This window comes from Burkholderia sp. MSMB1589WGS, from assembly GCF_001636105.1.
Taxonomy (GTDB): domain Bacteria; phylum Pseudomonadota; class Gammaproteobacteria; order Burkholderiales; family Burkholderiaceae; genus Burkholderia; species Burkholderia humptydooensis.
Window position 1 is genome coordinate 2,294,957 of the sequence record NZ_LNJT01000008.1, and the last position, 23,018, is coordinate 2,317,974.

Below are 23,018 nucleotides of genomic sequence, written 5' to 3' on the forward strand. Positions count from 1 at the left end.
AGAGGCTCGCGCGCGACGCAGCCTCGCCGCGGCAGGGCGACGATGGCGGCGGCGGATGAGACGGGCGGCGCTAACGAATCCGGATGGACCGCGCGCTCATGGAAAGATGAGCCCCTGTCGCGTGGCCTTCACGGCGGCGAACGTGCGGCTGCGCGTGTTGAGCTTCTCCATCGCGTTCTCGATGTGGAAGTCGACCGTGTATTTGGAGATGTCGAGCATGTTCGCGATGACCCACGACGACTTGCCGCGCGCGACCCACGTGAGGCACATCTGTTCGCGGTCCGTCAGATGGACGGACGGCGGAATCGGGCTGCACGTGCGCATGCTCTGGAACTGCAGATTGAACTGCATGCCGAGCAGATACGCGTTGCGCCATTTCGCGTCGGCGTCGTGCGTCGGCGCGGTGCCGGACAGGCTGACCAGCAGCACGCGTCCGAGCGGCTGATGCAGCGGAATGCTGATGCCGTTGTCGAGTCCCGCGTCCTCCGCTTCCATCAGCAGATGCCGTTCGCGCAGATTCGACGTCGCGATGTCGTTCCACGAGAACGGCGTGCTGTACTGGAATGCCGCGCGATGGACGGGATCGATGGCGAAGTAGTCGCTGCGGGTGTAATGCTCGACCCACTCCGACGGATAGTGCAGCGAGACGACGTCGATCGATGCCGGATGCGACGCGCCCGACAATTCGACGATCGCATGGTGCTGATAGCCGATCTGCAGCGCCGCCTGCCTGAAAGTCTCGATCAGCGTGCGGACGTCGCGCGACTCCGGCAAGGTGGCGGAGAGCATCGGTGTCGAAGCGCTTTCCCCGGACGACGACCCCGCACCGTCGTCTCCACCTGTTCGATATTCGCGTTGAAGCAGCCTGCTCAATTTGCATGCCCCCGTTATTGAAAATCAAGACTTTCGAAAGTGCCGTGTACCGGGTTGGGGACGCGTCGGCAATGAAAATCGGATAACGCAATGACGTTGAAATTGTCTGCAAATAATATCAAATGCAATAACGATTGCAAGAGCGGCGTTCGGATAATCGGCGGTTCATATTGGGAGAGCGTCCGATATTTTTATCTCGATGCGCCGGGTATTTTTCGCTGCCTGAAACGATCCGGATGACGAGGTGGTGGGGTGCGAGCAGATTGACGCAGCGATCGGCATTTTAAACCGATGCTGCGATGCAATAGGCAAGTTCATTTCATTTTTGCGTCGGCAAGTTTTTATGCGGGGAGCGAGTAAGCATGGAATCGTCGCGGGAAATCGCTGCCAGCGGGGAGTGGCGGTGAATGATTATTCGGGCGGATTCGGGCTTATTAGATGTGCGGTAAATTCTTGTTTTCGTCGGAAAATGGCGAGCGAATATATTCGTGGCGGAACGCGAGCCGGCGCCGCATTTCGCGCGGCGATCCGGCCGGCCTTCAGAGCGTTTCGACGAGATTCGCCGCGTCCGCGCGCAGCGCGACGCGATCGAATTTTCCGTTCGGATTGCGCGGCAGCGACGCGCGGGTTGCGATCGTATGCGGCACCATGTACGGCGGAAGCTGCTGCGCGCACCATGCGCGCAGCGCGTCGTGCGCGAACGAATCGGCGGACAGCGGCACGACGACGAGCGTGATCGATTCGCCGAGTTCGCCGAGTTCGTCGTGGGGCACGCCGAGCGCGACCGCTTCGGCCACGAGCCCGCTCGCGTGCGCGACATCCTCGATCTCCTCGGGGCTGATCCGGTAGCCGGAGCGCTTGATCTGCGCATCGTTGCGCGCGACGAAATAGAGGAATCCGTCGTCGTCGCGGCGCACGAGATCGCCGGACCAGACGGCCGTCTCACGCGGCGCGCCGCCCGGCTTCGCCTCGGGCGAGGGCCGATAGCGAAGCGCGGTGCGCGCCGCATCGTTCCAGTAGCCGGGCGTCACGCAAGCGCCGACGTGAACCAGTTCGCCGACCTCGTTCGGCGCGCATGGCGCGCCGTCCTCGCGCACGACGAGAATCCGCGCGTTCGGCATCGCCTTGCCGATCGAGTCGGGGCGACGGTCGACTTCGGCGGGGTCGAGCTAGGTCGAGCGGAACGCTTCCGTCAGCCCGTACATCAGATACGGCGATGCGTTCGGGAACAGGTCGCGCAGCGCACGCAGCACCGGTTGCGGCATGTGGCCGCCGGTGTTCGCGAAATAGCGCAGCCGTGTGCGCGCATCGCGACAGATGAATGCATGCGCAACCATTGGGATTCGTTCGGCCCGGCGTGGTCGAGCGCGCGGAACGCGGCGCATGCGCATCGATTTGCGCGCGTCGGCCGTCGTGATGCTCGTTCAGTCCGTGCCCGCGCCGGCGTGAGCGTCGGCGTCACAGCGCATCGTGAAAGATGATCCCGAGCGTGTATCGTTGCCCGGAGCGCAAGCGGCTCACGCCATGCCGAAGATTCACCCGATATGCGCCGCGCGCGCCTTGCACCGGACGATGATGAACGGCGAAGACGACCGCGTCGCCTTGTTCGAGCGGCACGACGTCGACGCGCGATTGCATGCGCGGCCGTTGCTCGGTGATCACGAATTCGCCGCCCGTGAAATCGGCGCCCGGCTTCGACAGCAGGATCGCCGCCTGCAGCGGGAATACATGTTCGCCGTACAGATCCTGATGCAGGCAGTTGTAGTCGTCTTCGCGATAGCGCAGCAACAGCGGCGTCGGACGCCGTTGCCCGGCCGCGTGACAACGTTCGATGAATCGTTCGTGCTCGGCGGGGAAGCGCGCGTCGATGCGCATCCGCGCATGCCAGCGATTCGCGATCGGCGCGAGGTGCGGATAGAGCGACGTGCGCAGCGCGTGGATCGCGCGCGGCAGCGGGTGGCCGAAATACTGGTATTCGCCGCGGCCGAACCCCTGGCGCGCCATCGTCACGCGGCTGCGGAACAGCGCGTCGCGCGCGTAGAGCGCGGCGAGCGCTTCGCACGTGCGCGGCGCGAGCAGCCCGCGGACGATCGCGTGACCGTCGCGGTCGAGATCCCGTTCGATCGACGCCCACGGCAGCGCGTCGATCCGTTGCGCGAGCGCCGTTTCGCGCGCCGCGCCGCTCGCCGTTTCGTCGCGCGCGCGGGCGGCCGCCACAGGTGGTTCGGACATCGTATTCATCGGCGCTTCCTCGCTGCATCGTGGGGGGATCGATGCGGCCAGTCTAGCGAGGCGGGCGATTCCACGCACACCGGATCTTGCGCTGCAATTCGCGCCGCGCGTTGCACGCCGCCGCCGCACGCCGCGCCGTCATTCCGCCGCGCGCGTCAGAGCAACGCGTGAAAGGTCCAATAGAGCGCGCCCGCGAGCACGATCGACGCGGGCAGCGTCAGCACCCACGCGAGCACGAGGCTGCGCACCGTGCTCCATTGCAGCCCCGAACCGTTCGCGGCCATCGTGCCCGCGACGCCGGACGACAGCACGTGCGTCGTCGACACCGGCAGCCCGTATGCATCGGCCGCGCCGATCGTCAGCATCGCGACGACTTCCGCCGATGCGCCTTGCCCATACGTCAGATGCTGCTTGCCGATCTTCTCGCCGACGGTCACGACGATGCGCCGCCAGCCGACCATCGTGCCGAGGCCGAGCGCGATCGCGACCGCGACCTTGACCCAGGTCGGAATGAACTTCGTCGCGTGATCGAGGTGCTTGCGATAGTCGTCGAGCGCGCGGCGGTCCGCCTGCGAGAACGCCGGCTGGCCGGTCTTCTCCATCAGGCGCAGCGCTTCGGACACCAGATACATCGTATTGCGAACGTTGTCCGCCTGGCCCTCGGGCACTTTCGCGATCGAGCCCGTCGCGCCGACTTCGGCCGCGAGCGCGTCGGACAACTGACGAACCGCGGGCAGCGTCGCGCCGCCCAGGCGGCGCGACTGCACGTACGTCTGCACTGCGGCGCGCGGGTTCGGCGACGGCGGCGCGTCGCCCGCATAATGCGCGAGCGCCTCGGACGCGCGATGCGCGACGGCGATGAACGTCTGCGTCTCGCCGGGCGTGACCGCCTTGTTGAGCGCGTACGCGGTCGGCACGGTGCCGATCAGGATCAGCATGATGAGCCCCATGCCTTTCTGCCCGTCGTTCGAGCCGTGCGCGAACGACACGCCGGTGCAGGTCAGGATCAGCAGGCCGCGGACCCAGAACGGCGGCGGCTCGTTCGTCTGCGGCTCGAGATACAGCGCGGGCACGCGCATGAGCGCCTTCAGCGCGACGAGCAGCAGGCCCGCGCACAGGAACCCGGCGATCGGCGAGAAGAGCAGCGACTTGCCGACGCCCGCCGCCTGCGCCCAGTCGACGCCGCTCGTGCCGGACGGCCCGTGCATCAGTTGATTCGCGAGCCCGACGCCGATGATCGAGCCGATCAGCGTGTGCGAGCTCGACGAAGGCAGGCCGAAATACCAGGTCGCGAGATTCCATGCGATCGCCGCGATCAGCAGCGCGAACACCATCGCGAAGCCCGCGCCGTGGCCGACCTGCAGGATCAGCTCGACGGGCAGCAGTTGCAGGATGCCGAACGCGACCGCGCCCGTGGACGCCATCACGCCGAGAAAATTCCAGATGCCTGACCAGATGACCGCGACGTTCGGCGTCAGCGAATGCGTGTAGATGACGGTCGCGACGGCGTTCGCGGTGTCGTGGAAGCCGTTGACGAACTCGAAGCCGAGCGCGATCGCGAGCGCGACGCCGAGCAGCAGATACGGAAACGCCGAGCGTCTGCCGACGGGGGCGAGATCCGCGAACAGGTGGACGAACACATACGCGACGCCGGCTGCGAGGAGGGCGACGAGGAGCGCGACGCCCAGATGCCGGGTGCGCCCGAGCTCTTCGCTCGCCGCAGCGGACAGAGGGTGGTTCATGACGGCCCTTGTTTGGAACGAACCTTTCGATCCTAGCCGTCGCGATCAGGCAGTTTGATGACAGCGCGCAAAGGAGGCGCGATTCGGGGGCGCGATTCGGAGGCGCGATTCGGGCGTGCGGTTCGTCGGCGGCGCGGCACTGGCAGCCGCGCGCCGTCACGGAATCGGCAGCTCGGCTTCGCGCTTCACCTCGCGCAGCGACAGCGCCGACTCGATCGACGTGACGCCCGGCAGCACGCGCAGCGTCTCGCGCAGGAACGTGCCGTAGTCGTCGAGATCGTGCGCGACGACTTGCAGCAGATAGTCGGCGGACCCCGACACGTTGTGGCACGACAGGATGCGCGGAATGCCGAGCACCTCGCGCTCGAAGCGGTTCGCGACGCTGCGGTCGTGAACCGAGCAGCGCAGCAGCACGAACGCGACGACGCCGAAGCCGAGCGCGTTGCGCGAGAGCTGCGCGCGATAGCGCTCGATGTAGCCGTCGCTTTCGAGGCGCTTGAGCCGGCGCGCGCACGGCGTTTCGCTCAGGCCCACCGAATCGGCGAGGCGGGCGACCGGGATGCGGCCGTCGAGCTGCACTGCGGCGAGAATGGCGCGGTCGGTTTTGTCGAGATCGATCATGGTGTGGGAATGCTCTAAAAAATCGGTTTTCAGTAGTGTATTCCAATAAATTTGGTGCATCTGCCGGCCAAATTAGCCAAAAAATCCTTGCCGGGAAGGTGCAATATGGAGCCCTTTTCCACCCGGGTTCGATCATGCTTTCCGCTCATCTGCTGCTCGTCTACGTCGCTGCCGTCGTCGCTGTCTACGCCGTGCCCGGCCCCGACATGGCGTTCGTGCTGCAGACGGGCATCGGCCGCGGCGCGCGGCACGGCGCGGCCGCCGCCGCCGGGCTCGGGTTCGCGCGCGCCGCGCACGTGACGCTGTCCGCGTGCGGCATCGCCGCGCTCCTGAAGAGCGCGCCGTGGCTCTACGAGACCGTGCGCTACGGCGGCGCGCTGTACCTCGCCTACGTCGCGGTGCAGATCTTCCGCTCGCCGGCGTTTGCGCTGCCCGACGACGGCGCGCCCGCTGCCCGGCTGCGTCATACCTTCGCCAAGGGCCTCCTCACCAACCTGCTCAACCCGAAGGCGCTGCTGTTCTGCTCGGTGCTGCTGCCGCAGTTCGTCCAGCAGGGCGGCGCGCCGGTGATCGCGCAGATGGCGGCGCTCGGCGCGGTGCTCGTGCTCGCGGGCTTATGCTTCGATCTCGCGTGCGTCGCCGGCGCGGCGCGCATCGCCGGATGGTTGCGCGCGCATCCGCTTGCGCAGATCGCGCAGCGCTGGACGTTTTCCGCCGTGCTGTTCGGCTTCGCGCTGCGACTGTCGATCGACTGACTCGATCGGCTGACGCGACGCGCGCGAGTGCCGGCATCGGCATCGATGCACGACGCGATCGACGCACGCGAGGCAACTAACCGCGAATTTCCCGGAATCGCCTGAAATCGCCCGAATCGGCGCGCCGCGCGCGCCGCCCGTGCGCAAGCGCGTCTCGCGCGGCGCGTCGAACGTCGCGAACGGCCGTCGCGAGCGCTCGAGATGCGTGCGCAGGAACGCCGCGCGTGCTTTACACTTGCTTTGCCGTACTGTCGCACGGTCCCCGTGGCGGCGTGTGTGCGCCGTCCGACATACCGCCCGGAACTGCGATCGGGCGACCGTGTCCGAATCCTGGCAACCCGTTATCACGGCTTCTGGAGGATCCGAATATGGCAAGGCATCTTCACGCCGGCAACGAATCGCAGATCGTCGCCGAATCCACGTGCATCGGCCCGTGCGATCCGGCCGAGACGATTCATGTGGCGGTGATGTTGCGGCGGCAGGAAGAGCAGCACCTCGATTCGCTGTTGCAAGGCCTCGCGAGCGGCGATCCGAACGCGAAGCCGGTCTCGCGCGAAGCGTTCGCCCAGCGTTTCTGCGCCCATCCCGACGACGTCGGGAAAGTCGAGGCGTTCGCGCAGCGGCACGGCCTCGCGGTCGCGCGCGTCGATCCGGTCGAGAGCCTCGTCGTGCTGACGGGCACGATCGCACAGTTCGAGGCGGCGTTCGGCGTGAAGCTCGAGCGCTTCGAGCACCGGACGATCGGCCAGTATCGCGGCCGCACGGGCGACATCACGCTGCCGGACGAGCTGCACGACGTCGTCACCGCGGTGCTCGGGCTCGACAATCGCCCGCAGGCCCGGCCGCACTTCCGGCTGCGGCCGACTTTCCAGCCCGCGCGCGGCACGGCCATCACCTTCACGCCGCCGCAGATCGCGGCGCTCTACGATTTCCCGCCCGGCGACGGCGCGGGCCAGTGCATCGCGATCGTCGAGCTCGGCGGCGGCTATCGGCCGGCCGAGGTCCAGCAGTATTTCAGCGGCCTCGGGCTCGCGCGGCAGCCGAAGCTCGTCGACGTGAACGTCGGCGCCGGCCGCAACGCGCCGACGGGCGATCCGAGCGGGCCGGACGGCGAAGTCGCGCTCGATATCGAGGTCGCGGGCGCGATCGCGCCCGGCGCGACGCTCGCCATCTATTTTGCGCAGAACAGCGACGCCGGCTTCATCCAGGCGGTCAACCAGGCCGTGCACGACACGACGAACCGGCCGTCCGTCGTGTCGATCAGTTGGGGCGCGGCGGAGGCTAGCTGGACGTCGCAATCGATCCAGGCGTTCGGCCGCGTGCTGCAGTCGGCCGCGGCGCTCGGCGTGACGGTGTGCGCGGCGTCCGGCGACGACGGCTCGAACGACGGCTTGCAGGACGGCGCGAATCACGTCGATTTCCCGGCGTCGAGCCCGTACGTGCTCGCGTGCGGTGGCACGCGGCTCGACGCGCTGCCGGGGCAGGGCATTCGCAGCGAGGTCGTGTGGAACGACGAAGCGGCGGGCGGCGGCGCGACGGGCGGCGGCGTCAGCACCGTGTTCGACGCGCCGCAGTGGCAGAGCGGCCTGAGCGCGACGCTCGCGCAGGGCGGCAGTGCGTCGCCGCTCGCGAAGCGCGGCGTGCCGGACGTCGCGGGTGACGCGTCGCCCGCGACGGGCTACGAGGTGCTCGTCGCGGGCACGTCGACGGTGATGGGCGGCACGAGCGCCGTCGCGCCGCTGTGGGCCGCGCTCGTCGCGCGGATCAACGCGGCGGCGGGCAGCCCCGCAGGCTGGATCAACCCGAAGCTGTACCGGAACGCGGGCGCGCTGCACGACGTCTCGGTGGGCGACAACGGCGCGTATGCGGCGACGCCGGGCTGGGACGCGTGCACGGGGCTCGGCAGCCCGGACGGCGCGAAGGTCGCGGCGGCGCTGAAGAGCGGCGCGGCGGGCTGACGGGCGGCGGGCGAGACGGTGCGCGGCGTCGCGCATGCCGGCGCGCCGACGCATCGGGCACGCAGGCGCGCGGGCACGCAGGCTGCGGCGTTGCGGCGCTTGACGCCGGAGGCGGGGTGCCGGAGATTTTTGCGGTGCGGGACGGCCGGAGCTGGGCCCAGCCGCGGCGGTTCGGCGGTGCCGGTGCACGGCGCACGATGCACGGCACCACCGACGAAGCGATCATCGCGCCGGCGGCGACGTGACGCGCCATAAGCGCCGCGCGGCCGGCGCGGCGACGATGATTTCGAATTCCCGGCTCGCCGTTGCGGCGATGCCGGCGCCGCAACGGCGTGTCGCCGCCGCTGCGGCGAAGCAGCAGCGAAGCAGCGGCGGCAGCGGCGGCAGCGCATTGCGCGAAGCCGGCCCGAAGCCGGCCCGGCGTGATTCGCATTCCGCGGCGCGCACGCGGCCGGCGTCGGCGGCAAACGGCTTGGCACGATTGACGATTCGTTCATGCACCCTCAATAGAACAGAAGGAGCAGCACGATGAGCATCGATTCGACTTCTTCCGGCGGCGTGCAGCCGCTGCATCACGGCGCTTCGGCTTCGGTTCACGCGCCGCCGCCGATCGTCGTCACGCCGAAGGACGACGGCGATCAGCCGTTCTTCGACCCGCTCGCCTACGGCAACGGTCCCGACGATTCGGTGGCGGACACGACCGAGGCCGCGGCGATCACGCACCACACGATCCAGATCGACGGCCGCACGATCGCGTACACGGCAGCCGCGGGCCACCTCGTGACCGTCGACGCGAGCAGTTCGCAGCCGGCCGCGAAGATCTTCTACGTCGCGTTCACGCAGGACGGCCAGCAGGAGGAAACGCGCCCCGTCACGTTCTTCTACAACGGCGGGCCGGGCTCGTCGGCGGTGTTCGTGCTGCTCGGCTCGTTCGCGCCGCGGCGGATCCGCACGTCGATGCCGAGCTTCACGCCGCCCGCGCCGTACCGGATGGAAGACAATCCGGACAGCCTGATCGACAAGAGCGACCTCGTGTTCATCAATCCGGTCGGCACCGGCTATTCGGCAGCGATCGCGCCGCGCAAGAACCGCGATTTCTGGGGCGTCGATCAGGACGCGAACTCGATCAAGCAGTTCATCAAGCGCTATCTGACGAAGAACAACCGCTGGAACTCGCCGAAGTACCTGTTCGGCGAATCGTACGGCACCGCGCGCAGTTGCGTGCTCGCGTACAAGCTGCACGAGGACGGCGTCGACCTGAACGGGATCACGCTGCAGTCGTCGATCCTCGATTACCGGCAGGCGGGCAATCCGGTGGGCGCGCTGCCGACCGCGGCGGCCGACGCGTGGTATCACAAGCGGCTCGGCGTCGCGCCGGCGCCGGCCGATCTCGGCGCGTTCGTCGAGGAGGTCGCGCAGTTCGCGCGCACCGACTATCTCGGCGCGCTGCGCAAGTTCCCGCAGGCCGACGCGGCCGTCGTCAAGAAGCTGTCCGACTACACCGGCATCGACACGACGACGCTGCTGTCGTGGAGCCTCGACATCGCGGGCTACGACACGCGCGGCAACTCGCTGTTCCTCACGACGCTGCTCAAGGCGCGCGGCCTCGCGCTCGGCGCGTACGACGGCCGCGTGACGGGGATCGAATCGGGGATCGCGGGCAAGATCGATCCGAACTCGGGCGGCAACGATCCGACGATGACGGCGGTGTCGGGCGTCTACACGGCGATGTGGAACGCGTATCTGAACGAGCAACTGAAGTACACGTCGAACTCGTCGTTCACCGACCTGAACGATCAGGCGTTCAAGTACTGGGACTTCGGCCACATCGATCCGACGGGCGCGCAGCAGGGCGTCGATCCGAAGGGCAACGTGATCCTGTACACGGCGGGCGATCTCGCCGCGACGATGGCGCTGAACGTCGACCTGAAGGTGCTGTCGGCGAACGGTCTCTACGATTTCGTCACGCCGTTCTACCAGACGGTGCTCGATCTGCAGCAGATGCCGCTCGAGGCGCCGACGGTACGGCAGAACCTGTCCGCGCGGTTCTATCCGTCGGGGCACATGGTGTATCTCGACGGCGGCTCGCGCACCGCGCTCAAGCACGATCTCGCGCAGATGTACGAATCGACGGTGCGCGACACCGCGGCGGTGATGCGGATTCGCGCGTTGCAGGAGAAAAAGCGCACGTAGCGCGGCGCTTCGAAGCCGGCGGCGAGCGCCCGAAACGCCTTGGCAGCGGGGCGTTTTCGGGCGTTCGTGGTCATTTGCGGCAGCGTCTGGCGGCGTTTGGCGACGGAATCGCCCGCCATCGTCAACGCTTGCGAATCAGCACATCGGGCGTCAACTGCTCGCAGCCGTTGACGCCGAGCATCGCCAGGTTCCGGTCCACTTCTTCCCGCAGCAGGCGAATCGCATGCGCGACGCCGGCTTCGCCCGCCACCGCCGCCGCATAGTTGAACGGCCGCCCGATGAACACCATCCGCGCGCCCAGCGCCAGCGCCTTCAGCACGTCCGAGCCGCGGCGAAAGCCGCTGTCGATCATCACCGGATACCCGTCGCCGACAGCCTGCACGACGTCGCGCAGGACCCGCATCGGCGATACGGCGCCGTCCAACTGGCGGCCGCCGTGATTGGACAGGATGATGCCGTCGGCGCCCGCTTCGCGCGCGATCAGCGCATCGTCGACGCTGAGCACGCCCTTGATCACGAGCTCGCCCGTCCATTGCTCGCGGATTTGCCGCACGTGCGCCCAGTTGAGGTGATCGCGCGCGGAGAAATCGCGCAGCACGTTGGCGGAAAGAATCGGCGCGCCGCGCGTCGCAAACGAATTCTCGAAATGCGGCATGCCGTGCGTGAGCAGCGTGCGCGCGAACGTGCGCAGCAGCCAGCGCGGCCGCGTCAGCCCGTCCCAGAAAAGGCGCGGGCTTGGGCGCAGCGGCGTCGAAAAACCCGTGCGCACGTTGTTTTCGCGGTTCGCGGACACAGGAATGTCGACGGTGACGACGAGTGTCCGGTAGCCGGCGCGCGCGATGCGCTCGACGAGCGCGCGAATGCGGCCGGCGTCGCCCGGAAGGTACGCCTGGAACCACGTGTCGGGCGCGGCGGCGGCCACGTCCTCGAGCGGAATCAGCGACGAGCCGCTCATGATCGACGCGATCCCCGCGCGCTGCGCCGCGCGCGCGAGCACGACGTCGCCGCGATACGCCGACAGCGCATTGATGCCCATCGGCGCGATGCCGAACGGCGACGCGTAGCGCCGGCCGAACAGTTCGACGCCCTGCTGCCGCTGCGAAACGTCGCGCAGCACGCGTGTCACGAAGGCGTATTCGTCGAATGCCGCGCGGTTGTCGTCGCGGGTGCGGTTGTCTTCGGCCGCGCCGCTGACGTAGCCGAAGATCGGGCGCGGCAGCGCGCGGCGCGCCTTCGCCTCGAAGTCGTGCAGGCTCAGCACGTCCCGCAGGACGCGCGGCGGCCTGGCGGCGGCGCTTGCCGCAGGCCGGTTCTGTTCGATGATCGGGGAGGTAACGGTGCTCATAGTGGGCTTTCCTGACGCGACGCAGCCATTCTATGCAGCCGCGGCATCGATAAAAAGCGATAATCTTCAAACGAAATCGTTCGATAAAAGCGAAGAATCATGGCAACTCCGACGCTCAAGCAACTGGACGCCTTCTACTGGGCGGCGACCTGCGCCAATTTCTCGACCGCGGCGCAGCGGCTTCATCTGTCGATCTCGTCGTTGTCGAAGCGGATCAACGAGTTGGAGCAGGCCGTGGGCCGCACGCTGTTCGACCGCAGCGGCCATCGCGCGGTGCTGACCGAAGACGGCGAAACGCTGCTGCCGGCCGCCGTTCGCGTGCTGGAATCCGTCGCGGCGCTGCAGGACGCGTTCGCGGAAGACAAGGGATTGACGGGCCGCCTGCGCTTCGGCGTGGGCGAGCTGTCGGCGCTGACGTGGCTGCCTCGCTTCGTCGCGGCCGTGCAGAAACTGCATCCGCAGTTGAGCCTCGAGCCGTACGTCGACGTCGGCGCAGCGCTCGAAGAGAAGGTGGATGCGGGCGAGCTGGATTTCGCGGTGATCGCGGGCCGTTCGTCGCGCGGCAGCATCCAGTCGCAGCCGGTGACGGAAGCCCGGTTCGCGTGGATGGCCGCGGAAAAACTGGCGGGCGGCGAGCGCACGTTGACGCCGGCGTTGCTCGCGCGCCATGCGCTCGTCATCCTGCCCTCGGGCTCGGGCGTCACGCGCATCCTCGACGAATGGCTGCTCGCGTGCGGAATCAATCATCCGCGACGCATCGCGTGCAACAACTGGAGCGCGGTGGCGGGCATGCTGCGCGAAGGCGTCGGCATCGGTTTCCTGCCCACCGGCTGGGCCGATGCGCGAACGGGCGGCGGCCTCGTGCAACTGACGAGCGAGCCGCCGCTGTCGCCGCTCCACTATGCGTTCCAATGGCGGCGCGGCGACATGCGCGGGCTGATTCCGTCGATGCTGGCGCTCGTGCGGCGGCACGCGGATTTTCGCTGAGCCGGCGTTCGGTTTGCGTCGGGACACGTCGCGTCCCGTCGCTTCGCGGCGCAGCGGTGCGGGAATCAGCGCGGGAATCGGCGCAACGCACGACGACGAACCGGATTCAATCCCGGTCGATGCAGGACACGGCCTTCGGATCGGGCATCCACAGATAGCACAGCAGCGACACCAGCACGCACGCGGACACGTACCAGAAGAACCAGGTCTCGTGGCCGATGCTCTTCGTCCACAGCGCGATGTACTCGGCCGTGCCGCCGAACAGCGACACCGTGATCGCATAGGGCAGGCCGACGCCCAGCGCGCGGATCTCGACCGGAAACAGCTCGGCCTTCGCGACCGCGCTGACCGACGAATAGAGGCTCACGATCAGCAGCGCCGCCGAGATCAGCGCGAGCGCGCCGCCCATCGTCTTCACCGTCGTCAGCGCGCTGAAGATCGGCACCGTGCACAGCGTGCCGAGCACCCCGAACGCGATCAGCAGCGGGCGGCGGCCGACGCGATCGGACAGGCTGCCGAACACCGGCTGCATCAGCACGAACGCGATCAGGCTGATGACGGACACCATCGACGCGTCCGCCTTGCTCATCCCCGCGCTGTTGACGAGGAATTTCTGCATGTACGTCGTGTACGCGTAGAACGCGACCGTGCCGCCGAGCGTCAGGCCCGCGACGATCAGGCAGGCGCGCTTGTGCCGGAACAATCCGGCGACCGACGCGCGGCTGCGCCGGCTCTGCCGGTGCTGCTCGAACGATTCCGTTTCTTCCATGTTCCGGCGCAGGAAGATCGCGACGCCCGCCGCGAGCGAGCCGATCAGGAACGGAATGCGCCAGCCCCAGCTTTCGAGTTGCGCGGCGCTCAGGAAGAACTGCTGCAGCGCGACCAGCACCGCCATCGCCAGCAACTGGCCGAGCGACAGCGTCGCGAACAGGAAGCTCGAATAGAAGCCGCGGTTCGTCTTGTCGGCCATCTCGCTCAGATAGGTGGCCGAGCTCGCATACTCGCCGCCGAGGCTCAAGCCCTGCAGCAGCCGCGCGATGACGAGCAGCACGGGCGCCGCGATGCCGATGCTGGCGTAGCCGGGCGTGAGGCCGATGATCAACGAACCCGCGCACATCGCGAGCACCGAAATCAAGAGCGCGGCGCGGCGCCCCTTGCGATCCGCGTACAGGCCGACCAGCCAGCCGCCGATCGGCCGCATCACGAAGCCGACGGCGAAGATCGCCGCGGTGTTGAGCAACTGCACGGTCTGGCTGCCGGACGGAAAGAAGACCTTCGCGAAATACAGCGAAAACGCCGAGTACACGTACCAGTCGTAGTACTCGATCAGATTGCCGACCGATCCGCTGAAGATCGAGCGAAGGCGGGCGAGGGTCCCGGCTGGCGGGGAATAGGGGGCAGTAGCAAGAGGGCGGACTTGCGACACGTGATGTCTCCGGTTTCGATTGTCTTCATTGCCCGTGCGCATGCCGGCGCCGGACGGCGGCGCGCGTTCGGGTGCAGCAAGGGTAAGAGGAGGAGGCAATCGGCGGAAAGCGAAATAATCGGAACAAGTTTGTTCGCTTTTGTGGAAGCTTCCGCGAAGAGACAAGCCGGCGGCGAGGCTGGGCCCCGTATCGGCCGGGCCCCGTATCGCGCCGCGGGCCGGACGCGCCGCGCGACTGTTGCCGCGCGGCCCGCGACGCGCCGTCAGTTCACGCCGGCGGCGCTCCACGCTCGCGCGACCGTTGCGCTTTCAACCGAATTCGCGCCGTACAGGTCGTTCGCCGCCTGGATCGACGCGCGACGCGCGCTCGGGTAGCTGGAGTAGGTGGTCAGATACAAGGTCAGCGTCCGATACCAGATCTTGCCCGCTTTGTCGCGGCCCAGGCCGCCGAAGCCGGTGTCGCCGTTGCAGACCAGTTGGCTCTTCGACAGCCCGGTATCGGTCGACGGCGTGACCGGGCCTTCCGCCAGCAGATAGAAGAACCGGTTGCCGACGCCCGACGTGTAGTGCGGGTCGTGGCGCGGATTCATCCACGAGAAGCCGCCGGACGGATAGCAACTGTACGACCGGCCGTCGAGATCCTGCTTGTACATCTTGCGCAGGCCGCCGCTCGTGATGCGCGCGCCGATCACGTAGTTGCCCGGATCGTTCGGATTGTTCGCGTAGTACTTGACGAGCGTGCCGAAGATGTCGGACGTCGATTCGTTGAGGCCGCCCGCGTCGCCCGAGTAATTCAGGTTCGCGGTGGCCTCGGTCACGCCGTGGCTCATCTCGTGCCCGGCCACGTCGATCGACACGACGGGCTTCGGCAGGCGCGTGCCCGGCTCGCCGTCGCCGTATGCCATCACGCGCGACGACAGCCATGCGGCGTTCGCGCCCGTCGTGCCGCTGCCGGTGTCGAACACGACGTGCGCGTAGCTCTTCACGCCGCGGCCGTCGTTGAAGATGCCGTTGCGGTTGTGCGTGGCCTTGTAGTAGTCCCAGGTCAGCGCGAGGCCGTAGTCGATGTCGGCGGCGACGGTTTGCCGGTCGCTCGTCGTGTTGTTGCCCCACACGTTCGTGCTGCTCGTGAAGATCGGCAGATCGGTGGACTGCTCGACTTCGTCCGAGCTCAGGCCGCGGCCGTCGTACACCGAGCCGCCGCCGCGGGTCGGATCGAGCAGCCGGTACGCGTTCGTGCCGGTCTGGTCGGTCGTCAGCGACAGGTTGCCGTAGTACAGCGAACGGCCGGTGCCCGTCACGGAGGCGGTCTTGATGAGGTCCTGCGCGTCGAGCACGCTGCCCGTGCGCGCGTCGATGTAGTAGATCACGGCTTCGCCGTGCGCGTCGGTCGCCTTGCCGTACACGCGCACCGCATAGGCGAGCGTGGGCGCGGCGTCGCGCGCGAACACGACGAGCGCCGCGCCGTCGACGCGGCGCACGTCCGCGCCGAAACGCTTCGACGCGACGCGCAGCGCCGCGTCCGCGCCCACGTCTGGCGCGTTGCGCACCACGAAGCGCTCGCCGATCTTGCCGATCTTGCCCGCGAGATCGATCGGCGCGGGCTGCGTGAGGCTCGCCTGCTTCAGCCGCCCCTGGCTCGAATGGACGACGACGTCGCCGCCGATCACGGACAGCCCCGCGTAGAAGCGGTCGAAGCGCACGTGCTCGGTGCCGTCGGGGTCGACGATCACGTCGCGCACCTGGAACTGGTCGCCGTCCGCCGGCGCTTTCGCCTGCACGCCAGCGAACTTCAGCGTGCGCGCGGCGCTGCCGGCGGCGAGGTTGAAGGTGGACGGGTTCTGCTGGATCAACTGCAGCGCGCGGTCGGCCGTGGCCTGCGGATCGTCGGCTTGCGCAAACGCGCTGACACACGCGAGGGAAATCGCGGTGATCGACAGCAGGCAAGATAGTTTCTTCATGTAATCCCCCAGATAATGAATGATTGCGTGATTATTCAAAATGCATTAACTGCAAGCATTAAACATGAGAGGTACCTTTGAACTGCAGAGGCATGCTAGGAGGCCAATTCAATATTTACAAGATATTTACCAAAAAATTAATGTTTCATTGTTTCGGTGTGAATCGAGTCAGGCGTTGGTGAGGAATCTGAAATGATCCTGTGCGGCGCATCGGGCGCGCCGCCGATGTCGAGCCGCCGGCGCGCGCCGGGCGGCAATCGCGTGGTGCGGGCGGCGGGGCGGCGCTGCTCGCGAGGCGGCTCGGTGGAATGCGCGGCGCGCATGCGGGCCGCCAACGGCGGTCATATTCAGTTTTTCTGGATATTCAATTGGATTGTTGATGGTATTTTTTGTGAATATTCCATTGATTCGCGAGGATCTGATTGTTAACCCGGATTGCCTGAGTTTTGAGTTTGTCAGCGAAGATCGGGCGAATGAGTGGCGCGCCGAATGGCGATATTTGTCCGGAAGGATGAAATGGCGCGGCGGCCGATGATGCGGAAAAACGACGCGCCGCATGATGCGATGGCCGCCGGCACGGCGGACGGCGGCGCGATATTGCCGCGACGGGCTTGCGCGGTGATCGATTGGCCGCGCGAGGATCGAAAGCCGGTCGCGGCGACGCGATGCGATGCGAAGCGGCCGCTCAGGGCTGCGCGACGCACATGCCGGCGCGATCGTCGCCCGTCTCGACGATCCACGCGTTCGACGCGAGCTTGCGAAAGCGCAGGTCGATTTCGTCGCCGACGTCAGGCAGCGCGGACGGCAGCGGCTGCGACGCCGCGCTGTCGCGCGCCGTATAGGCGACGTGGTTGACGCGGCACAGCAGCGAGCCGTCGCCTCTGAAGAGCGTTTGCAGCGAGCCGCTGCGATCGATGGACAGGTTCACTTTCTCGTGCTCGAAGCAACCCGACACGTGCACGCGGTGCACGTCGAGCCAGAACGACGTCGACAGCGTGGCCTGACGCGTCACGCCGTCCTTGCTCAGCACGAAGCGCGGCTGGCGGATCACGCATTTGCTGCGCGGCAGGTCGCGATACGCGCCGACCGTGACGTACCAGGCCGTCCATCCGCTCAGCACCACGACGCACAGTGCGATCAGTTGCTCTTTTCGAAGAAATAGGCTTGGCACAGTTCAGGCGTTTCGTAGATGGATTCCGGGCATACCGCGAGCCAGTCGTTCGATCCCAGCTCGATCTCGTAGACGAAGCTGCCCTTGAGCGGCTTGACGTCGATGGCTTTCAGCAGATCGGGCTGGTTCATGCGGCCGTCGGAGAAGTAGTGGATGCCGTCGATGGTTCGCGTGAAGCGGAACCGGAAGGTGTTGTCGCGATGCCGGAACGTCTGCCACGTGAGCACGCTCGCCCACGCCGCGAGCGTTACGTAGATCGCGAGATACGCCGCTCGGCGCCGTGGCGATCGCGCATGCGTCGCGCGCGTGGCGGGCGGCGGCGGCGGCGCGGGAGTCGCGCGCGGCGTAGCCGATGTATCCGGCGCATGCGGTGCGTCCGGCTCGTTCGATGCGATCGGTGCGATCGGTGCGGCAAGCGGGGCGTGTGCTGCGTGCGCGTCGGCCGGCGCGGCGGCGGGCTCCGGTTCGGACGAAGCGGGCGCGGCATGCGCATCCGAAGCAGGCGGCGATTCGTCGAGCGGCTCGGCGAATCCGAGGAAGCGAAGGCCGAGCCGCGGCAGCGTCTTCACTTGCGTGGGCGGGATGCCTTGCTCGTCGAGCTTGACGCGCAGCGCGCGCACGAGCTGGTGATAACTGCCTTCCGTGACGAAGAGCCCCTTGCTCTCCCAGATGTGCTCGATCACGGCCTGCTTGCTGGCCGTGCCCTGCATCAAGATGCAAAGCAATTCGGTTTCGTTGGCGGTAAGCGTGGTGACGATGTCGCCGCGAGAAAGCGTCATCGCTTGACTATCGAATATGACACTGCCGTCGATCTGGTACTTGCTCAAAATATGGCGTTTCTCACTGTTTGAAAAGTCATTCGAAGGCGATGTGAATCGCCTCATATGGGCCGACTCGAGCGAGTGCGCGTCGAATTGCGCATCGTGCGTATTTCTTTTCGAGTACTGACCAATGGCGGCGCGTGTGGAAGCCGCGCTGCCGCGCCGTTGGGCGGCATCTGCGTCAATCCGTCGCGGAGATCCGGATAAAGCGAGCGGCGTATGGCGCCCCGATAGTGAATGGTCCTAAAGCGTTTCTTGTGACCTCGACAACAGACAGATGCTGCATTATCTTTTACGAAATTGTCGTAAGCAATTATTTAAGAATAGTGCTCAATTGTGTGTCTCGGCGATTCAGCTCGAATGATGCCGAAGTTCGGTGTGCGAATTGCACGATTTCAATGGGAAATTGCGCTTGAAAAGCGCCCGGCGAGAAAAAAGAGACGCCGCGGGAATCGATGAGAGAAGGTGCGCCGGTGCATGTGGCGCATGCGTTTCGTGGTCGATGCGTCACGTCGTCTTTTTCGTGCGGCGTGTGCGACGAGGGGGGATGCGCAGCGATGCCGGGGGCGGCATCGCGAATCACGCGGTGCGAATGCGAATGGGGGAGCGGCGGGGGAAGGCGGCGCTCGCCATCACCAACTGCCGTTGCCGTCGAACGTCGGGCAGGCGCTCGGATCGTCGGGGTCGGGGAACATCACCTGCTGCTTGAAGCCGTCGATCAGCCATCGCCTCATGATCTCGTCGAGCGAGGTGGACGGCTTCGGTGCGTCGCGCTCCGTCGAATGATCGACGGCGTCAGTCTGCACGTGTGTCGCGGTTTGCAAGGGCGTCATGGCATGGCTCCTGTTCGGTTGAAGTGTCGGCGGTCCCGGCTGCCGCGCGGCACGCGGCGAGCGCCGCATCGCAAAGCTCGTGTGCGATGTCGCGCGGATCGAATTCGAGAATGGCCTCGTCCGATTCGACGACGAACGTTCGCGTGTCGGCGACGACGACCTGCGCCGACGGATACGCGTCGTTCAGGCGTTCGCGTATCGCGGGCGCGATCCGCTTCGCGTGCGCCGGCACGGACACGCGCAGCGGGCGATCGGCCGCGCACGCGCGCCGGCTCGCAAGCGCGCCGGCGATGCGCAGCAGCAGATCGGGATCGTCGAGCAGGCGTTCGAGCGAGCAGCGGACATCGTCGACGACGCGTTCGAGCAACGTCGCCCGCTGCGCGTCGATCCGCTCGATGCAAGCGGCGACTTCCGCGATCGCGCGGGCGAACCCGGCTTCGTAGCCGGCCGTCGCCGCGCGCGCGCGGCATGCATCGGCGTCGCGTTCGGCGTCGCGCACGAGCCGTTGTGCGCGGCGCCTCGCTTCGTCGAGCAATCGTTCGGCGCGGGCCGCCTGCGACAGCGGCGCGCGCTTGAGCAGCACGCCGGCCAGCGGCGCGAGCGTGTCAGGAAACTGGCGCAGGGTCGAGGAGCGCATGATTCACCGCGAAGGAGAAGAGCGTGGGAGACGAGGCGCCGCACGCATCGTCGCGCGCGCCGCCCAGTTCGGAGGCGAGCCGCGTCGCATGCGCGCGCGGGAACAGCAGCGGCAGCCGCTGGCGCAGCGCACGCGGCGCGTCGCGCAGCGCGGCCGCGACGCACGCGGCGCCGGCCGCGACGATCGCGTCGTCGTCGGGCGCGCCGGCGCACGCGGCTTTAGGCACGGCCGCGAGCGGTACGCACAGAAAGCGCTGGCTCGACGCATCGAGCCGCACGTAGCGCCCGTGCTCGACGAGCGCCGCGCGCAGCCGCTGCACGCCGATCAGGAACGCGATGCGCGGCAGCCGCGCCCAATGGTCGACGCAGGGCGCCGCGAGCGGCGCGCCGCGCCAATCGCAATCGATCGCGGTGTCGAGGCGATGATGATCGATCAGCCACTGGTTCGCGACGTCCGCGGGCACGCGCGCGAGGTCGACGCCGGCGATCGTCCGATGATCCGGATGCGCATAGCCGAGCGGGCCGTACATCACCTGCATCAATGCGTGCGGATTCATCGGCGCGGCTCCGGCGGGGCGCCGCGCGACGCGTGCGATGCATCCGGCGCGTTCTCCGCGTCGAAGTGCGCGGCCGTGTCGGGTGCGTCGAGTGCGTCGATCGGGGCCGGCGCATCGGTGATGTCCGGCGCGGCCGCGCCGACCGGCCCGTCGGGCGCGGTGCTCGCCGACGCGTCGCGCGCGGCGGCGGCGCGCCTGCGGCGCTGGCAGGCGAGCCTGCCAGCGGCCGCCGCCGCGAGCGCGACCGGAATGGCGGCGAGCCAGTAGAGCCACGCGGCGCCCGCATGCGACGCCGGCGGCGTCGGCGCGCCGCGGAACAGCGACGGCGCGCGATACAGGATGACCGAGATGTCGTCGTAGTCGATGTTCGTGAAGCTGTTCTTCACGAACCGCTTCACTTCGCTCACGAGGATGTCCGCGTTCACGTCGTTGCGATACGTGAGGAGCGCGGCGACGTGCATCCGCGCGTCGGGCTTGCCGCTGTCGGACGGCTTGAGCGGATAGCTCACCTGCACGCGCGCGCTGACGACGTTCTGCAGCGCGGCGAGATTCTGCTCGAGGCGCTGTTCGACGGCCGACAGCAGCCGCGCCTGCTCGGCCTGCGGCGACGCGACGAGCGCGTCGGCCGGAAATGCCTGCGCGATCTGCACGCGCGCCTGCGACGGCAGGTTGTATTGCCGCAGCAGATCGACGGCGGTCGGAAAGTCGGCCTGCTCGACGCTGACCGCATAGCCGGTCTTGCCGAGGTCCTCCTTGCGCACGGCGAGATCGTGCGCCTGGAGCACCGCGACGACGTCGTTCGCCTGCTGCTCGGTCAGGTTCTTCAGCAACTCCTGCTGGTTGCACGCGGCGAGCAGCAGCAGCGCCGGCAGCAGCGAGAAAGAGACGAATCGCTTCATCGCGTCATTGCGCCTTGACGAGCGTCTCCACTGCCGAGACGGCCTTGCGCGCGAGCGTGCTCGCGAGCGACATGTAGATGTTGTAGTCGGACAGCTCGGTCTGCAGCGCGATCAGCTTCTCCGGATGCGCGAAGTCGACCGGATCGGCGAGCCGCGACTCGATGCTCGCCTTCGCGACGTTCGACTTGTCGTTCGCATCGGCGAGCGTTTGCTTCAGGATCGCGTCGAGCGTCGCCGGCCGCTCGGGCGATTCGATTTCGCTGAGCTGCGGCAGCGCGGACACGGCGTGCGGATTCATGATGTTCATGATCGTTCGGACCGGCGCGGCGCGGCTCGCGCCGCGTCGCCCCGGAGAGGAAGTGAGGGTTAGCGGAAGTTCGAGACGATCGACGAATCGATGTCCTTCATCGATTTGACCGCGCTGCTCTGCGCGTTCCGGTACAGGTTGTATTCGGACATGATCATCTGATAGTTCGCGAGCGCCGTCGGGTCGCTCGGGTTCTTCGTGAGGTTCGCCTGCGCGTCCTGCAGTTGCTGGTTCAGATCCTTCACGCCGGTGTCGAACGCGCGGCCGATGCCGGTCAGGTAGCCTGACCACTCGTAGTCGGCCAGCAATGGAGTCGGGGAATTGCTCATCGGAAATGTGCTCCTTCCAGGGGTTGCGGGAAATACCAGGACGCGTGATCGAGCAGCACGTAGCCGTCGCCGCCTTCCCGATAGGATTTGCCCTTCAGCCAGTCGGTGCGCAGCGCGATCTTGAAGTCGACGCGGCGCGTGCCCCACTTGTGGCCGAACGAGCGCATGAGGTTTTGCAACGCGGCGAGCTCCTCGTCGCCGAACGACGTCGCCACCTCGAACGTCGCGCCGCCTTGCCGCGCGAGCAGCCGGTAGCGCGCGCCCACCTTGTCGAGCGCGTTGCGCGCTTCCTGCTCGATCGCGCCGAGGCTCGCGTCGATCACGCGGACGTCCTGCACGTAAGGCGCCGCGCGCCGCAGCTCGCGGACCGCGCGTTCGCGCGCGGCCGCGGGCAGGCGGTCGGTGACGATCAGCTCGGGGCGCTCGGGCGCGTCGAGCCGCACGGTCACGAAATCGATGCCGGCTTCGTCGAGCCGGCCCTCGATCCGCCGCCGCTCCGCGCCGATCACGGCGACCTCGACCCGCTCCGGCAGCGCCGCCTTCAGCAGCGCCTCGCGGTCCCATTCGGCGCCGTCCTGCGACGCGCTCAGCACATAGATCCGGCCGTCGTCGCCTGGCAGGATCGCGTTGCGCGCGGGCGCGCCCGCCAGCACGCCGTTCACGCTCGCGAGCTTCTGCGCGCCCGCATAGCGTTGCACCTGCCAATACGCCAGCGCCGCGAGCGCGCCCCCCGCGACGAGCACTGCGCCCAGCTTGAGCGCGAAGCGCGATATGCGCTCGGGGGGCTCGGCGGCGGCGTCCGACGCCCGCGGGCGCAGCGCGTGCGGCTCGGGCTGCGGTGCATAGTGCACGACCGCGTCGCTCCATCCGTCGCCCTGGCGCTTGACCGCGAACGCGACGTCGCCGGCGCGGCAGACGGTATTGAACGCCGCGTATTGCGTGACGCAACCGTCCGCGGACAGAAAATCGACTTCGAAATCGCCGCGTGCGGCGTCGCCGGTTTCCGCGATTTGTGTCGCCCGCCCCGGCAAGCGGGGAAAACGCAGGCGAAAATTCGGCGAACCGGCCCGATGCGGGATATACAGCGTATCGACCGCATGCTCCAGAAAATGATCGGCGCGATTTTCCGGTTTCCCGGCCGGACGATCGTCGACCACGTGCTCGCCGACACAGAAAAATAGTTCGCCTGACGGAATCGCAATGTCCGATCCGAAAAGCGGGCCGAACAGGATTCGAAGCTGCAGGCTTTCATGTCCGGGATCTGGTTTATTCATCTCGGTGATTTTTCAAGGCGGCCTGGACGACAAATGGCCCGATGATGGATATGCCGTTCGTTCGATCGATTTCGTTGCCGTCGATCGTGAATCGGATA

The 23,018-nt window shown here is 67.3% G+C and carries 22 protein-coding genes and 1 pseudogene; 5 read left to right on the forward strand and 18 right to left on the reverse strand.

Annotated features, from left to right (window positions below; translation table 11 throughout):
- Positions 1–96: 96 nt before the first annotated feature.
- From bpsR3 to WT16_RS27345, 5 genes and pseudogenes are all read right to left on the reverse strand, one after another.
- Complete coding sequence (gene bpsR3, locus WT16_RS27325) at positions 97–789, reverse strand: N-acyl-homoserine lactone dependent regulator BpsR3 (protein ID WP_006028942.1); 693 nt, start codon at positions 787–789, stop codon at positions 97–99.
- A gap of 623 nt (positions 790–1,412) precedes the next feature.
- Positions 1,413–2,183: pseudogene (locus WT16_RS27330) on the reverse strand (AMP-binding protein); the annotation flags it as partial.
- A 148-nt stretch (positions 2,184–2,331) separates the two neighbouring features.
- Positions 2,332–3,114: a 2OG-Fe(II) oxygenase gene (locus WT16_RS27335; protein WP_063534651.1), complete on the reverse strand. Its 783-nt coding sequence runs from the start codon at positions 3,112–3,114 to the stop codon at positions 2,332–2,334.
- 146 nt (positions 3,115–3,260) lie between these two features.
- Complete coding sequence (locus tag WT16_RS27340) at positions 3,261–4,847, reverse strand: inorganic phosphate transporter (RefSeq protein ID WP_063534652.1); 1,587 nt, start codon at positions 4,845–4,847, stop codon at positions 3,261–3,263.
- Between the two features lie 156 nt (positions 4,848–5,003).
- Positions 5,004–5,468, reverse strand: a complete 465-nt coding sequence (locus WT16_RS27345) for an Lrp/AsnC family transcriptional regulator (protein ID WP_006028937.1) — start codon at positions 5,466–5,468, stop codon at positions 5,004–5,006.
- Between the two features lie 134 nt (positions 5,469–5,602).
- Here WT16_RS27345 and WT16_RS27350 point away from each other — a divergent pair, with 134 nt between their 5' ends.
- Entirely contained in the window at positions 5,603–6,223 is a 621-nt protein-coding gene (locus tag WT16_RS27350) for a LysE family translocator (protein ID WP_063534653.1), read from the forward strand.
- Between the two features lie 368 nt (positions 6,224–6,591).
- The gene (locus WT16_RS27355) at positions 6,592–8,181 is read left to right on the forward strand and encodes a S53 family peptidase (RefSeq protein WP_063534654.1); all 1,590 of its coding nucleotides are present in this window, start codon (positions 6,592–6,594) and stop codon (positions 8,179–8,181) included.
- Positions 8,182–8,403: 222 nt separating this feature from the next.
- Here WT16_RS27355 and WT16_RS34135 read toward each other — a convergent pair whose 3' ends face one another.
- Entirely contained in the window at positions 8,404–8,754 is a 351-nt protein-coding gene (locus tag WT16_RS34135) for a hypothetical protein (RefSeq protein WP_156521519.1), read from the reverse strand.
- Here WT16_RS34135 and WT16_RS27365 point away from each other — a divergent pair.
- Positions 8,710–10,374, forward strand: coding sequence for a serine carboxypeptidase (locus WT16_RS27365; RefSeq protein ID WP_015602780.1), 1,665 nt, complete (start codon positions 8,710–8,712; stop codon positions 10,372–10,374). The two genes, WT16_RS34135 and WT16_RS27365, sit on opposite strands and share 45 nt — an antisense overlap.
- 121 nt (positions 10,375–10,495) lie before the next feature.
- Here WT16_RS27365 and WT16_RS27370 read toward each other — a convergent pair whose 3' ends face one another.
- Positions 10,496–11,719 (reverse strand): alpha-hydroxy acid oxidase, encoded by a 1,224-nt coding sequence (locus tag WT16_RS27370; protein WP_063534656.1) that lies wholly within the window; start codon positions 11,717–11,719, stop codon positions 10,496–10,498.
- Positions 11,720–11,818: 99 nt separating this feature from the next.
- Between WT16_RS27370 and WT16_RS27375 the strand changes: the two genes are divergently transcribed.
- Positions 11,819–12,706 (forward strand): LysR family transcriptional regulator, encoded by an 888-nt coding sequence (locus tag WT16_RS27375; protein ID WP_063534657.1) that lies wholly within the window; start codon positions 11,819–11,821, stop codon positions 12,704–12,706.
- A 106-nt stretch (positions 12,707–12,812) separates the two neighbouring features.
- On the opposite strand, the gene WT16_RS27380 is transcribed toward WT16_RS27375, so the two are convergent.
- Together WT16_RS27380 and WT16_RS27385 are read right to left on the reverse strand one after the other, a co-directional pair.
- Positions 12,813–14,132 carry an MFS transporter gene (locus WT16_RS27380; RefSeq protein ID WP_063534658.1) on the reverse strand — a complete coding sequence of 440 codons (1,320 nt, stop codon included), beginning with the start codon at positions 14,130–14,132 and terminating at the stop codon, positions 12,813–12,815.
- Between the two features lie 263 nt (positions 14,133–14,395).
- A complete protein-coding gene (locus tag WT16_RS27385) occupies positions 14,396–16,093 on the reverse strand; it encodes a M4 family metallopeptidase (RefSeq protein WP_063534659.1) in 1,698 nt (565 codons plus the stop codon).
- Positions 16,094–16,285: 192 nt separating this feature from the next.
- On the opposite strand from WT16_RS27385, the gene WT16_RS34140 reads away from it, so the two are divergent.
- Complete coding sequence (locus WT16_RS34140; RefSeq protein ID WP_141667983.1) at positions 16,286–16,522, forward strand: hypothetical protein; 237 nt, start codon at positions 16,286–16,288, stop codon at positions 16,520–16,522.
- A gap of 256 nt (positions 16,523–16,778) precedes the next feature.
- Here WT16_RS34140 and WT16_RS27390 read toward each other — a convergent pair whose 3' ends face one another.
- The 9 genes from WT16_RS27390 to WT16_RS27430 form a co-directional block, all read right to left on the reverse strand.
- Positions 16,779–17,216 carry a hypothetical protein gene (locus WT16_RS27390; RefSeq protein WP_015602968.1) on the reverse strand — a complete coding sequence of 146 codons (438 nt, stop codon included), beginning with the start codon at positions 17,214–17,216 and terminating at the stop codon, positions 16,779–16,781.
- A gap of 14 nt (positions 17,217–17,230) precedes the next feature.
- Entirely contained in the window at positions 17,231–18,148 is a 918-nt protein-coding gene (locus tag WT16_RS27395) for a transcriptional regulator (RefSeq protein WP_063534660.1), read from the reverse strand.
- A 569-nt stretch (positions 18,149–18,717) separates the two neighbouring features.
- Complete coding sequence (locus WT16_RS34610) at positions 18,718–18,918, reverse strand: hypothetical protein (protein ID WP_043283163.1); 201 nt, start codon at positions 18,916–18,918, stop codon at positions 18,718–18,720.
- Entirely contained in the window at positions 18,881–19,555 is a 675-nt protein-coding gene (gene sctL / locus WT16_RS27405) for a type III secretion system stator protein SctL (RefSeq protein ID WP_063534661.1), read from the reverse strand. The genes WT16_RS34610 and sctL overlap by 38 nt, the downstream gene beginning before the upstream one ends.
- A complete protein-coding gene (locus WT16_RS27410; protein ID WP_015602783.1) occupies positions 19,524–20,111 on the reverse strand; it encodes a type III secretion apparatus protein OrgA/MxiK in 588 nt (195 codons plus the stop codon). The genes sctL and WT16_RS27410 overlap by 32 nt, the downstream gene beginning before the upstream one ends.
- Complete coding sequence (sctJ, locus tag WT16_RS27415; RefSeq protein WP_015604133.1) at positions 20,108–21,010, reverse strand: type III secretion inner membrane ring lipoprotein SctJ; 903 nt, start codon at positions 21,008–21,010, stop codon at positions 20,108–20,110. The genes WT16_RS27410 and sctJ overlap by 4 nt, the downstream gene beginning before the upstream one ends.
- Before the next feature lie 4 nt (positions 21,011–21,014).
- Positions 21,015–21,317 (reverse strand): type III secretion system inner rod subunit SctI, encoded by a 303-nt coding sequence (gene sctI / locus WT16_RS27420; protein ID WP_015602803.1) that lies wholly within the window; start codon positions 21,315–21,317, stop codon positions 21,015–21,017.
- A 59-nt stretch (positions 21,318–21,376) separates the two neighbouring features.
- Positions 21,377–21,646: a type III secretion system needle filament protein BsaL gene (gene bsaL / locus WT16_RS27425; RefSeq protein WP_009915466.1), complete on the reverse strand. Its 270-nt coding sequence runs from the start codon at positions 21,644–21,646 to the stop codon at positions 21,377–21,379.
- Entirely contained in the window at positions 21,643–22,920 is a 1,278-nt protein-coding gene (locus tag WT16_RS27430) for a PrgH/EprH family type III secretion apparatus protein (protein WP_063534662.1), read from the reverse strand. Before WT16_RS27430 ends, bsaL begins: the two co-directional genes overlap by 4 nt.
- Positions 22,921–23,018: the final 98 nt, after the last annotated feature.

What these genes read in the sequence shown, in the direction of transcription:
- bpsR3 (WP_006028942.1), bottom strand. Translation starts at nt 789, where the DNA reads ATGCTCTCCGCCACCTTGCCGGAGTCGCGCGACGTCCGCACGCTGATC.
- WT16_RS27335 (WP_063534651.1), bottom strand. Translation starts at nt 3,114, where the DNA reads ATGAATACGATGTCCGAACCACCTGTGGCGGCCGCCCGCGCGCGCGAC.
- WT16_RS27340 (WP_063534652.1), bottom strand. Translation starts at nt 4,847, where the DNA reads ATGAACCACCCTCTGTCCGCTGCGGCGAGCGAAGAGCTCGGGCGCACC.
- WT16_RS27345 (WP_006028937.1), bottom strand. Translation starts at nt 5,468, where the DNA reads ATGATCGATCTCGACAAAACCGACCGCGCCATTCTCGCCGCAGTGCAG.
- WT16_RS27350 (WP_063534653.1), top strand. Translation starts at nt 5,603, where the DNA reads ATGCTTTCCGCTCATCTGCTGCTCGTCTACGTCGCTGCCGTCGTCGCT.
- WT16_RS27355 (WP_063534654.1), top strand. Translation starts at nt 6,592, where the DNA reads ATGGCAAGGCATCTTCACGCCGGCAACGAATCGCAGATCGTCGCCGAA.
- WT16_RS27365 (WP_015602780.1), top strand. Translation starts at nt 8,710, where the DNA reads ATGAGCATCGATTCGACTTCTTCCGGCGGCGTGCAGCCGCTGCATCAC.
- WT16_RS34135 (WP_156521519.1), bottom strand. Translation starts at nt 8,754, where the DNA reads ATGCAGCGGCTGCACGCCGCCGGAAGAAGTCGAATCGATGCTCATCGT.
- WT16_RS27370 (WP_063534656.1), bottom strand. Translation starts at nt 11,719, where the DNA reads ATGAGCACCGTTACCTCCCCGATCATCGAACAGAACCGGCCTGCGGCA.
- WT16_RS27375 (WP_063534657.1), top strand. Translation starts at nt 11,819, where the DNA reads ATGGCAACTCCGACGCTCAAGCAACTGGACGCCTTCTACTGGGCGGCG.
- WT16_RS27385 (WP_063534659.1), bottom strand. Translation starts at nt 16,093, where the DNA reads ATGAAGAAACTATCTTGCCTGCTGTCGATCACCGCGATTTCCCTCGCG.
- WT16_RS34140 (WP_141667983.1), top strand. Translation starts at nt 16,286, where the DNA reads ATGATCCTGTGCGGCGCATCGGGCGCGCCGCCGATGTCGAGCCGCCGG.
- WT16_RS27395 (WP_063534660.1), bottom strand. Translation starts at nt 18,148, where the DNA reads ATGAGGCGATTCACATCGCCTTCGAATGACTTTTCAAACAGTGAGAAA.
- WT16_RS34610 (WP_043283163.1), bottom strand. Translation starts at nt 18,918, where the DNA reads ATGACGCCCTTGCAAACCGCGACACACGTGCAGACTGACGCCGTCGAT.
- sctL (WP_063534661.1), bottom strand. Translation starts at nt 19,555, where the DNA reads ATGCGCTCCTCGACCCTGCGCCAGTTTCCTGACACGCTCGCGCCGCTG.
- WT16_RS27410 (WP_015602783.1), bottom strand. Translation starts at nt 20,111, where the DNA reads ATGAATCCGCACGCATTGATGCAGGTGATGTACGGCCCGCTCGGCTAT.
- sctJ (WP_015604133.1), bottom strand. Translation starts at nt 21,010, where the DNA reads ATGAAGCGATTCGTCTCTTTCTCGCTGCTGCCGGCGCTGCTGCTGCTC.
- sctI (WP_015602803.1), bottom strand. Translation starts at nt 21,317, where the DNA reads ATGAACATCATGAATCCGCACGCCGTGTCCGCGCTGCCGCAGCTCAGC.
- bsaL (WP_009915466.1), bottom strand. Translation starts at nt 21,646, where the DNA reads ATGAGCAATTCCCCGACTCCATTGCTGGCCGACTACGAGTGGTCAGGC.
- WT16_RS27430 (WP_063534662.1), bottom strand. Translation starts at nt 22,920, where the DNA reads ATGAATAAACCAGATCCCGGACATGAAAGCCTGCAGCTTCGAATCCTG.